The organism is Saccharicrinis sp. GN24d3 (genome assembly GCF_052400645.1).
Taxonomy (GTDB): domain Bacteria; phylum Bacteroidota; class Bacteroidia; order Bacteroidales; family Marinilabiliaceae; genus Saccharicrinis.
This window is the reverse complement of sequence record NZ_JBQTGI010000051.1, coordinates 1-11,143: the sequence shown is the minus strand read 5'-3', so window position 1 is coordinate 11,143 and position 11,143 is coordinate 1. Positions and strand designations below refer to the sequence as shown.

Genomic DNA, 11,143 nt, shown 5'->3' with positions numbered 1-11,143 from the left:
GCCTAAAACAAGCTAAAAAATAGCCTGTAAAGCAACAAAAAATCAGTTGCTTTTAGTTTTTAGACAGACTGACGTTATGGGCAATTTAACAAGCAAAATCGTTAGAATAAAATGTGACATGTTATGAAAGATAGAATACCTATTTCATTTACACGAAATAATAATCAATCAAGCCAAGAATCGGATTTAGAAAATTCACCGCGTAAACCAGTTACATTCGTTCAGAATTCTAATATTGATTATTTATTTGGGTTTATTGGGGGTGAGCCTGTTCCTACAAAACAAGACGCTTATAAACCAATTAATGTTGTTGAGATAGATGAACTTGGAGGAGAAACGATTTTAAATGATTTTTATAGAAGAAAACCAGAAACTGATTCAGTAAAAAGATTTAAGGAATTTATTAAAGTAGTAGCTAAAAATGTAATCAAAGAAAAAATTCCAATGCCTAATAAAGTGCAAGTTCATTTGTCGATTTCTATAAAAGAAAAAAGATTTTTTGAAGTTGATGTAGATAATCTTGCAAAAACAGTTCTTGACTCATTGAATAATGTTGCTTTTGATGATGATTCACAAGTGACTTCATTGATAGTAGAGAAAGATATTCATCCAATGAAAATAAATAAGATTTTAATCGCTATTACAGAATTGACACCAGAGCGACATGGTCTAGTGTATAGATATAAAGAAGAATAAACAACCTTTTACAATGAAAGTCCTTAAATTATTAGTAATAGTAAACTTACTGTTTTGTATATCATTAAGTTCTCAAACAGTAATAAAAATGCAAAAGAAGAGTGGCGTTTACATGATACCTTGTAAGGTTAATGGGCTCCCTCTTAAATTCATCTTTGATACAGGAGCTAGTGATGTTTCGATATCTATGTCTGAGGCTATATTCATGATTAAAAATGGATATTTAACAGAAAAGGACATTAAAGGTTCTGAGTTTTACAGTATTGCAAATGGAGAAATTCAGGAAGGCACTACGATTAACTTGAAAGTTGTTGAAATTTCTGGTCTTAAACTTTATAATGTAAAAGCTTCAATCGTACATTCTTTGAAAGCTCCGCTTTTATTAGGTCAAAGTGCATTACGGAAACTAGGTAGGATAGAATTTGATTATGGTTCGGAGAAGCTTATTGTTTTTGAAGAAAATGATTCTATTCTTGAAAGAAGGCGAAATCTTGATATTGAAACTATACATCATTCAGATAGCCTTTATAACGAGAATGCTATTCTAAATTATGATAAAGCAGTTGCTGCATGGGAACGAGGTGACTATGAAGAAGCAATTAATTTGTTTAATAAAGTAATTGAAGCTGAGGACAGTTATTTATTAGCATACATAAATCGAGGTCTAGCGAATATTCTTTTAGTAAAAGACATTAACCCTTTTAAACCTTCATCATATGATTATGACTTAGAACAAAGATATAAGAAAGAGCTAAATGAGGTTTTTCAGCATTGTCAAATGGCATTTGGAGATGCCGACAAAGTGCTTTCCATTGACCCTGATAATGTAGGAGCATTTTATGTTAAAGGTCGAGCAAAAATGGTGCTTAAAGACTATACTGGTGCCGTGTTAGAGTTTAGTAATGCTCTGCATTTTGATAAAGAAAGTAAAAGTTCAGATAAGAACTTTCTTCTCAGAGCTAAAGCCTATTACGAATTAAATAGATACTCCAAAACAATTAAAGACTGTAGTACATGTATAGAAGTATCAAACAGTAGAAATTTAATAGGTGAAGCCTACTATTATAAAGCCCTTTGTAGAGAGGACCTATATGGAACTAAATATGCATTGGAAGATTTTAGTAAAGCAGGGGAATTTGGAAATAAAAAAGCATATGAGGCAATTGGAGAACGAGAATACAAATGGAAATACCCATACAAGCGCTTCTTTGAATCAATGACAGGAGGAATAATTATAATCTCAATAGTCTTTTTGATATTAGTGGTTTTTACTATTTTACTTATAAGGAAAATTCGAAGAAACAGGAGAAGAAAAAAAGCCCATAACAATAGCTAATAAAGCATAGGCTTGCCGCATGCGCAACACAAGCCAACGCTTCATAGCCGAGCCGTTACCAACAAGTTAAAACACCTTTTTCAACATTTATTGTAAATTAGAGGCAAAATAAAAAAGATGGCAAAAATTCAATTATCTCAAAGAATGTATAGTGTTCATGATATTGTGAGACTCCTTGATAGCGGAGAACTTTCAATACAACCTAAGTATCAAAGAAGACGTACAGCGTGGCCTTTAAGTGCTAAAACTGCTTTAATTGACACTATATTGAATAATTTTCCTTTACCACCGATCTATTTACGTGATTATGTAAACGAAAAAGGAAAAAGAATCAAAGAAATTATTGATGGTCAACAAAGGATTTCAACTATAGTCGAATTTCACAAGGAAATATTTGCATTATCTAAGAATATTTATGATGAATCATATTATGGTTTAACTTTTTCTAATTTACCTAATGAAGAACAACTTATATTCGAAGACTTTGAGGTTAGCTTTATATCAATTAGAGGTGCATCTGATGGTGATATAATTTCAATTTTCTCTAGATTAAATTCTTATAGTTTACCACTAAATCCTCAGGAAAAAAGAAATTCAATTTATGCAGGCGAATTAAAATCTGTTATTTATGAGCTAGCAACTGAGTATAATACATTTTGGACAGAATTTAAGATTTTAACTCCGGTTACAATTGCACGCATGTCAGATGCATCATTAGTATCTGATATTGTTTATGCAATAATTTATGGAATACAATCGGCAAGATCTGGGGCCATTGATAAAATGTATAAAGAATTTGATGATGATTTTCCACATAAGAATGAGCTCTATTCTAAATTTAATAATTCTATGAGCATCCTTGGGAATTTGTTTGAATCTACGCACATCAGAAATGCATTCAAACCAAAGTTTATGTTTTATTCTTTGTTCTTATCAATATATGCTCGTTTATATGGTTTTGCAGGCCATGAAGACGAGTGTACAGGCAGTATAGATTTAAATAAAAGCTTTGATAAATTGGAAAGCTTTAGCATTAAATACTTACAACCAGATTTTGATCAAGTGTTTAAGAGCCAGTTTAAGCAAAGTACAGGTAATGTTGCCCAACGTAATTTTAGACATCAAGAAATTTCTAAACTTATCGTTTAGCTATGCCCTATTCTTTAAGAACTATATTTGAAAAATTTCAATCCGAAGTAACTGAGTTAAATCAAATTGTAAAAGAATTTGAAGCAACACCAACATCACTTAAACGTGACACTCAAGTTGAAGGGTGTTTCCTTAGATTCGTTGTTAATTGGGAAACTTTTGTCGAAGAATATTTCCTGAGGTGTTTGTGTAATGCCAAAACGAGAAGTAACTATATAATAAAACCTCATTCTCAATCAATAAGATCAACGAAAGAAGCATTCAAAAAAATTCAAGTTAATCGAAAAGATCGTGATCGAGATTATATCGATTGGTTAGACTCAAAAAAAATCCAATTAAGAATTGATGATTACTTTAGGAGTAATTCAAGAGTACAAAAATTAAATCAATCACCTGACAAAACATTTGAACTAGTCATAATAAGAAATGCAATAGCTCATAGATCAATAGTTTCAATGAGAAAATTTGAAAAATATGTGAAAGATCAATTAGGTTACTTAGCTACTTTAAATCCATCTATGGCAGATTTGTTATTACAAAAAAGAAGGGGAAATCATAAAGTGATGTTTATATTGATTACGGAGTATTTTTTAGATCTCTCAGATAAATTAACAAAATAAAAAGAAAACCAGTTGGTAACAAATTATAAATTTTATGGTGGCTGCATTGCTGCGCCAGCGGCGCATCTCCGCAGTATTTTCCGTCCGTATCCGGACTGGAAATCTCCCGCAATCCACCACAAAAACTTATAAGTGGACGTTGTATGCAAGCGAAAAAGAGAGTTCATTGAAGGAAAGTTGGTGCAAACTTGAGGGAAACAAAGTTCGACGGAGTCAATTTATTTTGTTTTTTTTCTCCTTCTCTAGAAGAAAATCCCACGCACATTGCACACATTTGCAATTACTCACAGAGTGTTTACTTTAGGTGTTCGTGAATGCTTCACATTTCGCACATGCCAAGCCATGACCAAAATTATTGCGATAAGTGAGAACAAAATCGAACTTGTCCGAGATTTGTCGAGCGGAGCAATAATCAGCAAGGCTAATTTGCAAAAGAGTGCAACTCAAGCTGTTTAACGCTACAAATCATAATTTAACTCTGTATATGGTTTGAGATAATAAGTACAAAAGAATTCTTTCTGGTCGCTATTATTTTTTAAACCGCACTCTATTTTTGACAATAGTTGACACATGTGGCTTAACCCAAGCTGCTAAATCAACTAATTTTTTCAGAAATATTTCGCTCTGTTCTGTCAAACTATACTCCACCCGAATAGGCACTTCGGGATAAACTTTACGATTTACATGGCCATCTCGCTCTAATGTGCGCAATGATTTAGTCAACATTTTAGGGGATATACCCACAACACTTCTTCTTACCTCGGCAAAACGTAAAACTTTGTGTTTGCCAAGCACCAAAATTATCATCATTGTCCATTTATCGAGCATCTCTGCCAATACATCTTTAATGGGGCAAACTTCACTGGGATTTTCTACATCCAGGTCGTCCAGATCTGTTTTAATTTTTTATCATTCATATCATCATATTTTTGCTCTGTGCCCCTTGGGGATTGTTCTGCGCCCCCTCTTTTTTGCTTTGTGCCCCTTGGGGATCTATTCAAGAAACATGGGGATTATTTTGTGCCCCTTGCTAATTCCCACATATTAATAGATGGGCGTGGCATACACTCAAACAAAATTCCTTAAGTTTGCAAAAAAAATGCAAGATGGATATTTCTGGCACTTATAAATACACCGAAGATTTTGAATACGGCAACTCGGAAGGAACAGTTGAACTGTATCAAACCAACAAGGAGGTAAGCGGAGTTTTCACCTTTACCGAAACGGTTAAAAACACATATAAGATTGAGGTAAACGAAAAGGTGAAAGGCACAATTTCGGGCAACAAATTACTGCTTGAGAGTGTTGAAGTTCGCGCAATCCAAGATGGGAAAGCCATTGAATATTTACCCAACACCTTCGAGATACAACACATTTCGGAAAACAAGCTGGTGGGTTCTACCTTTGATACCGAGGATATTTGTGGTGTTTTTGTATTGGATAAAATTCAAAAGTAACTTCCCTTTTTCAACACCATATTATTGCATTACATGTGGTACTGTCATTTTTTTCGCATCAAGTAATTTTCAATTTTACGGCCCGAAACAAACAAAATGGTAAAACAAACAGGCAAAGTACAAACCCCCAGCAAATACAAGTTTATTGTTCAACTGGGCAAGGCACTACACCAGTATGGCGTTCCCTCGTACAAATCGGAAATGTATTTATCTGAAATTGCTGCCAAAAAGGGAATCCGCGCCAGCTTTATGGATTTGCCCACTTCGATTAACTATGTTTTTTACGAAAAGGACGAACAAACTTATAGTCATGCTGAGAGTTTACGACCGGGCGAATTAAATCTGGGTGCCTTGTCGAAAATTGTGGAGATTGCCAACAACCTGGTTTCCGATAAAATTAATTTCGACGAAGGGAAACTGGCCATTGAAGCCATACGCACGGCGCCGCCTACGCATAGTAAATTTTTAGAACTTCTTGGTTTTATTATCTCAGCTGGAGCCTTTTGTATTATTTTGGATACCAGCTGGACATCGGCCTTGGCGGCATCGTTTGTTGGCGGCATTGTGTATTTAATTAACCTGTGGTCGAAACACTCGGTGTATATACGAAGTACACTGGAAGCGCTGGTGGCTTTTGTGGCCACGTTTATTACGGGTTTACTTTCGCTTAAATTCGATCAGATAAATATTTCGATGACCATTCTGGCTTCGATCATTGTGTTTATTCCGGGACTATCGATTACCACAGCACTGGAAGAAATAACCGCCCGAAATTTGGTGTCGGGTACCGCTAAACTATTCGACGCACTCATCTCCTTGTTTAAACAGTTTTTTGGCGTAGTGATGGGATTGGCTATTTTGCCTTTGTTTGTCGAAATAAACCAACAAGCGGTTATCAACGACATTCCCAATTGGATTGACTATTTTGCCATTGTTGCTTTGTCGCTGGCTTTAACACCTGCCTTTAAAATACGTCCCCGCGATTTGTTTTTATGTGTTGTTGTTGGCTTTCTGAGTTTTTACACCACTACCCTTTTTGCCTTTACCGGAATTTTAGTGAGTATATTTATGGGCACCATTCTTACTGTTATGGCCAGTAAACTATTTAGCAAACTCAACAACTCTCCACGAATGGTTTATTTAATTCCTGGGATAATTATGTTGGTTCCGGGAAGTAAAGCGTTTATTGGTCTGAGTAGCGTATTTTTACACGACGCCAGCGCCTCGGGTAATATGGGCGAGCAGGTTTTGTATATTTTTATGGGAATAATTGGAGGCTTGCTCTTTTCAGGAACTTTTATGGACAAAAAGCTGGAAGAGCTAAATGGGTAGCATTTGGTTAACTATCCCCGCTGGTGCGCGGTGTGCCGTGAGTAAAGGCAAGCGTTCTTTACATAGCTGCAAATAAGATGGAGGAAACGACCACTGACGATAAATGTCAAGGTCTGCTGACCCTCCGGAGCCTCTCTACAGGGAGCGGCTCCAAACAACTTTCCTGATGCATGTTGAGTGATTGGCATGTGTGTAGCGAGGGAAGAAAAGGGCAAAGATTGAATTGGTCATGTATGGATAAAAGAGATGAGCGAAAGCGAACCTGCCGATAGCTTGTCCCGGGGAATCTCGGGAAAGCACCGAGAAAGCGGTACATCCTGACAAAACCGAGGCCTCGTGCGACCCTAGGGATAAGTGCAACGGAAACCTGTTTACTGGTTGCATGTCAGGCGTTGTTTAGGGGGCATGACTTTTATCCGGGCTTATTTGTGGGACACGGGAAGCCTCTTGCCGATGCTAAAAGGAAAGTACAAGTGTAAAAAAAAACGAGGCGATTACTAAAGCAGCAAGAGGTTGCGTATGGACCCGAAGTAGCTATGATGTCCCTGTAATGGGGGTGGAGCAAAGGGGTTCAATCATACCGTTTTCAAATTATTAACAACTCAGGATTATGAGGAAGATTTTTGAAGAGAAAACAAAATCCTAACCAATCAGTAAGGAAATGGTGTGGATAGCTTACAAGAAAGTAAAATCGAACAAAGGCAGTGCAGGCGTTGACCAAATCAGCATGGAAGAATTCGATGCCGAGAGGTCGAAACATTTGTACAAACTTTGGAACCGCATGTCATCGGACAGTTATTTTCCACCGCCACTTTTGACTTTTTCCGTAAAAAAGCGGTAAAAGCCCAACGTATTGATGAAGAAGTACTTTCAGATACAAATGACCATTTAATTGAAAACTTGCAGCTAAAGGAAAATGATTATATAAAAAGAGCTGCAATTCTTCTTTTTCATCCAAATCCGGAAAAATTTGTAACTGGAGCATACATTAAGATTGGATACTTTTTGTCCGATGAAAATTTAAAGTTCCAGGATGAAGTTCACGGAAATATTTTTGAGCAAGTTGAAAAGACTATGGATTTACTCTTTTCCAAATATATCCATTCGTCGATTAGTTATGAAGGATTAAATCGGGTTGAGAAATATGAATATCCAAAAGACGCAGTACGTGAAGCTCTTCTAAATGCTGTATCACATAAAGATTACTCAGAAGGAGTTCCAATTCAAATAAGCGTCTACCAAGATAAAATCATTTTCTGGAATGAGGGAAAACTACCAGATAACTGGACTATTGAAAAGCTATTAACGAAACACCCATCAAAACCTTTTAATCCAGACATTGCAAACGCTCTTTTTAGAAGTGGATATATCGAGTCTTGGGGCCGTGGAACAATTAAAATGATTAATGAATGCGTCAATTTTGGCATCCCAAAACCAATCTATTTTTACGATATGTCAGGATTTTGGGTCGAATTTAGAAAAGAAAATCTGAATCCCGAATATTTGAAAACTTTAGGCTTAAATGAAAGACAAATAAATGCTATTGAACATCTCAAGAATAAAAGGAAAATAACAAATAGTGAATACCAAACCATTTTTAAAGTTTCGCGAAATACAGCAAGTAGAGATTTAACAGATTTGGTAAATAAAGGATTGTTAAAAGCATCTAGCATAAAAGGAGCTGGTTCCTTTTACGAATTGCACCATTAATTGCACCAATTGCACCATGAGAACAGATTAAAAAGGAAAAAACGAAAAAAGAAACAACGAAACGGCAACAATCTGTATACGCCAGCCGGGGCTCCACAGCATATTGCAAGCTTCGTTTTACCTTGCTACCCGCTCACGGCTTGACACAATCGTAGCTGATTTGATAGCCCCGGCCGACCGCATACAGGTCAACGTTGTGGCGCATGGTACCGAAGGACCTGCGCTGAAAGATAATTATTCAATTCAACTTTGATTTGTTAACAAACTTGTTAACTTTGCTCTATGATTAGGGAGATTAAATTTTATGAAAATTATTTCCTTGAATTCTATCTATTGCTTGATTCCACTGTTCAAGAAAAAATTGAATACGTGTTTAAGTTCATTCGAACTGTAGATAGGATTCCTCAAAAATTTCTCAAACATATTGAAAGCACGGATGGATTGTATGAGATTCGAATTAAAGTCGGGAGTGATATTTACAGAGTCTTTTGCTGTTTTGACAAAGGTAAAATTGTGATTCTATTCAACGGATTCCAGAAAAAGAGCCAAAAGACACCTAAGAAAGAGATTGATAAAGCATTGAGATTGAAAAATGAATACTTTAATAATAAGAAAGGAGACTAACAATGAAACAGATTAGTGAAGCACGGACATTTGATGAGCTTCTTGATATTAAGTATGGTAAATTTGGTACCGAAAAGCGAGACGAGTTTGAAGTTAAAGCGAAAGCGTTTATTGTTGGAGAAATGATTAAAGAAGCTAGGAAAGACGCACATTTAACTCAGGAACAATTAGCAACAAAAACCGGAACCAAGAAAAGCTATATTTCTAGACTTGAAAACGGCAAGATTGATATTCAGATTTCGACTCTTTTCAAGATTTTTGAAGAAGGCTTAGGAAAGAGACTTGGCTTTACAATGCTATAAACCACGTCGCCACAACAAAAAATAAAGGTCATAGGCTGTGAGCAAAATATTGGGAGTTTAGTTCATTAAATAAGTTCACCGAAACTAAGGCTTCGGCTAGTGAAAATGATAAATTTATAACCAAAACAAAAGTTCGGCTCTGCTGGATTTTGGTTGTCTTGCTTTTCAAATCAGCCTACGCGCTTTATTATGACCGTTGGTGTGCCACGAAGTTGTGGTAATCCAGTAGGAGTAAATCCTACCTAAATAATTTTCTTAAAGATCATTGCTCCGTTCGGCATAATTCAAGCAAGCTTGATTCTGCTCTCTCTTATCGCAATAATGTACTGTTCATTTAGAAGAGCTGCCGACAGTTATGTCCGTGAGGATTGTCGCTGAAGCTCGGTATGTTCAAATGACCAAGCCGTAATGCGCAAGCGTAAGCATATGAGGGAAAACCTCACAGCCTGTCCACGAACATCGGGATACGGTTTGATGCAGGGGGCGCTGATAGTTTACCTATTATTGTTACTTTTATGATTAACAAAACGGAGTAAGCTATCAGGCTCTACTCTACGCTTTAATAATATGAGCGAACTGCAAATTTGATACTTTAACGGAAATATGGTAAATTGCGTCAAACCAATGACGGAATTATGGAATATTTAGTCAGAGACTTATCGAAGAACATAATAAAGAAATTGCAATCAAACAAAGTTGTAATAGTTTTCGGAGCTCGCCGTGTTGGAAAAACCGTGCTTGTAAAAGAAATACTTGACCTAGTAAATGAACCTGTACTTACATTAAATGGAGAAGATATAAATGTCCATGACAAACTTGCAATTAGAAGTGTAGAAAACTATAAACAGATTTTAGGTTCATTTAAGTTTCTATACATTGATGAGGCACAAAAAATACCTGAAATAGGATTGAAACTGAAGCTTATGATTGATGAGATTAATGGACTTAAAATTATTATTTCAGGCTCATCATCATTTGATATTCACAAAGATGCTGGAGAACCTTTAACGGGTAGAAAATATTCATTTAACTTATTTGCTCTGTCTGAAAATGAATACAACCAAATTGAAAATAGTATTTCTAAAGTTGACAAAGTACGTGAAAGACTGGTTTTTGGGAATTACCCGGAATTATTACATTTGCCTGATAGAGAAGACAAGATTGATTACTTAAACGAAATGGTTAGTTCATATTTGCTGAAAGATATTTTGGTTTATGAAAACATTAAGAATTCACAAAAAATATTCAACTTATTAAGACTGATTGCATTTCAAATTGGTGGAGAAGTTTCGCTTCAGGAATTGGGTAATCAATTAGGAATAAGTAAGAATACTGTTGAAAAGTACTTGGATTTATTAAGTAAGGTATTTATTCTTCACAAAGTTGAAGGATTTAGTAGAAACTTAAGAAAAGAAATAACTAAAAATTCAAGGTGGTATTTCTTGGATAATGGAATTAGAAATGCTGTGATTGCAAATTTTAACCCTATTGAATCACGAAATGATATTGGTGTTTTATGGGAAAACTATATGATTAGTGAAAGACTAAAATATCAGGAATACCAAAGACTTATGTCAAATAATTATTTTTGGAGAACATACGACCAACATGAAGTCGATTGGGTTGAAGAGAGAGAGGGGGCATTATTTGGTTATGAATTCAAATGGAAAGAAAGTAAGGTTAAAGTTCCATCTCAATGGAGGAATGCATATCCAAATGCTTCATTTGAAGTGATTAATAAGGATAATTTTGAGGGGTGGTTGAAGTAATTACTAAAAAGCAACAAAGCATATATCGCATTAAATCGCGTTATATGTAGTACGTTGGTGTGCCACGAAGTTGTGGTAATCCAGTAGGAGTAAATCCTACCTAAATAATTTTCTTAAAGATCATTGCTCCGTTCGGCATAATTCAAGC

The 11,143-nt window shown here is 35.5% G+C and carries 11 protein-coding genes; 10 read left to right on the top strand and 1 reads right to left on the bottom strand.

Going from position 1 to position 11,143, the window contains the following annotated elements; all coding sequences use genetic code 11:
• Nucleotides 1–123: 123 nt before the first annotated feature.
• From ACT29I_RS25240 to ACT29I_RS25225, 4 genes are all read left to right on the top strand, one after another.
• Nucleotides 124–696: a RusA family crossover junction endodeoxyribonuclease gene (locus ACT29I_RS25240; RefSeq protein ID WP_444794802.1), complete on the top strand. Its 573-nt coding sequence runs from the start codon at nt 124–126 to the stop codon at nt 694–696.
• A gap of 88 nt (nt 697–784) precedes the next feature.
• On the top strand, nt 785–2,032 hold the full coding sequence (locus tag ACT29I_RS25235) for a retroviral-like aspartic protease family protein (protein WP_444794801.1): 1,248 nt from the start codon (nt 785–787) through the stop codon (nt 2,030–2,032).
• Nucleotides 2,033–2,149: 117 nt separating this feature from the next.
• Nucleotides 2,150–3,181, top strand: a complete 1,032-nt coding sequence (locus ACT29I_RS25230; protein WP_444794800.1) for a DUF262 domain-containing protein — start codon at nt 2,150–2,152, stop codon at nt 3,179–3,181.
• A 2-nt stretch (nt 3,182–3,183) separates the two neighbouring features.
• Nucleotides 3,184–3,801: a hypothetical protein gene (locus ACT29I_RS25225; protein ID WP_444794799.1), complete on the top strand. Its 618-nt coding sequence runs from the start codon at nt 3,184–3,186 to the stop codon at nt 3,799–3,801.
• A gap of 528 nt (nt 3,802–4,329) precedes the next feature.
• On the opposite strand, the gene ACT29I_RS25220 is transcribed toward ACT29I_RS25225, so the two are convergent.
• Complete coding sequence (locus ACT29I_RS25220; protein WP_444794798.1) at nt 4,330–4,611, bottom strand: winged helix-turn-helix transcriptional regulator; 282 nt, start codon at nt 4,609–4,611, stop codon at nt 4,330–4,332.
• 296 nt (nt 4,612–4,907) lie between these two features.
• Here ACT29I_RS25220 and ACT29I_RS25215 point away from each other — a divergent pair, with 296 nt between their 5' ends.
• The 6 genes from ACT29I_RS25215 to ACT29I_RS25190 all read left to right on the top strand — a co-directional run bounded on the left by ACT29I_RS25215 (nt 4,908) and on the right by ACT29I_RS25190 (nt 10,995).
• Entirely contained in the window at nt 4,908–5,258 is a 351-nt protein-coding gene (locus ACT29I_RS25215) for a hypothetical protein (RefSeq protein WP_444794797.1), read from the top strand.
• A 96-nt stretch (nt 5,259–5,354) separates the two neighbouring features.
• Nucleotides 5,355–6,590 (top strand): threonine/serine ThrE exporter family protein, encoded by a 1,236-nt coding sequence (locus ACT29I_RS25210; protein ID WP_444794796.1) that lies wholly within the window; start codon nt 5,355–5,357, stop codon nt 6,588–6,590.
• A 771-nt stretch (nt 6,591–7,361) separates the two neighbouring features.
• Nucleotides 7,362–8,300, top strand: coding sequence for an ATP-binding protein (locus ACT29I_RS25205; protein ID WP_444794795.1), 939 nt, complete (start codon nt 7,362–7,364; stop codon nt 8,298–8,300).
• Between the two features lie 282 nt (nt 8,301–8,582).
• Nucleotides 8,583–8,924, top strand: a complete 342-nt coding sequence (locus ACT29I_RS25200; protein ID WP_444794794.1) for a type II toxin-antitoxin system RelE/ParE family toxin — start codon at nt 8,583–8,585, stop codon at nt 8,922–8,924.
• 2 nt (nt 8,925–8,926) lie between these two features.
• The gene (locus ACT29I_RS25195) at nt 8,927–9,226 is read left to right on the top strand and encodes a helix-turn-helix domain-containing protein (protein ID WP_444794793.1); all 300 of its coding nucleotides are present in this window, start codon (nt 8,927–8,929) and stop codon (nt 9,224–9,226) included.
• 635 nt (nt 9,227–9,861) lie between these two features.
• Complete coding sequence (locus ACT29I_RS25190) at nt 9,862–10,995, top strand: ATP-binding protein (protein WP_444794792.1); 1,134 nt, start codon at nt 9,862–9,864, stop codon at nt 10,993–10,995.
• Nucleotides 10,996–11,143: the final 148 nt, after the last annotated feature.

Bases quoted from the DNA above. Each gene is read 5' to 3' on its own strand.
- ACT29I_RS25195 (WP_444794793.1), top strand. From the start codon at position 8,927: ATGAAACAGATTAGTGAAGCACGGACATTTGATGAGCTTCTTGATATT.
- ACT29I_RS25240 (WP_444794802.1), top strand. From the start codon at position 124: ATGAAAGATAGAATACCTATTTCATTTACACGAAATAATAATCAATCA.
- ACT29I_RS25220 (WP_444794798.1), bottom strand. From the start codon at position 4,611: ATGATGATAATTTTGGTGCTTGGCAAACACAAAGTTTTACGTTTTGCC.
- ACT29I_RS25230 (WP_444794800.1), top strand. From the start codon at position 2,150: ATGGCAAAAATTCAATTATCTCAAAGAATGTATAGTGTTCATGATATT.
- ACT29I_RS25235 (WP_444794801.1), top strand. From the start codon at position 785: ATGCAAAAGAAGAGTGGCGTTTACATGATACCTTGTAAGGTTAATGGG.
- ACT29I_RS25225 (WP_444794799.1), top strand. From the start codon at position 3,184: ATGCCCTATTCTTTAAGAACTATATTTGAAAAATTTCAATCCGAAGTA.
- ACT29I_RS25210 (WP_444794796.1), top strand. From the start codon at position 5,355: ATGGTAAAACAAACAGGCAAAGTACAAACCCCCAGCAAATACAAGTTT.
- ACT29I_RS25200 (WP_444794794.1), top strand. From the start codon at position 8,583: ATGATTAGGGAGATTAAATTTTATGAAAATTATTTCCTTGAATTCTAT.
- ACT29I_RS25215 (WP_444794797.1), top strand. From the start codon at position 4,908: ATGGATATTTCTGGCACTTATAAATACACCGAAGATTTTGAATACGGC.
- ACT29I_RS25190 (WP_444794792.1), top strand. From the start codon at position 9,862: ATGGAATATTTAGTCAGAGACTTATCGAAGAACATAATAAAGAAATTG.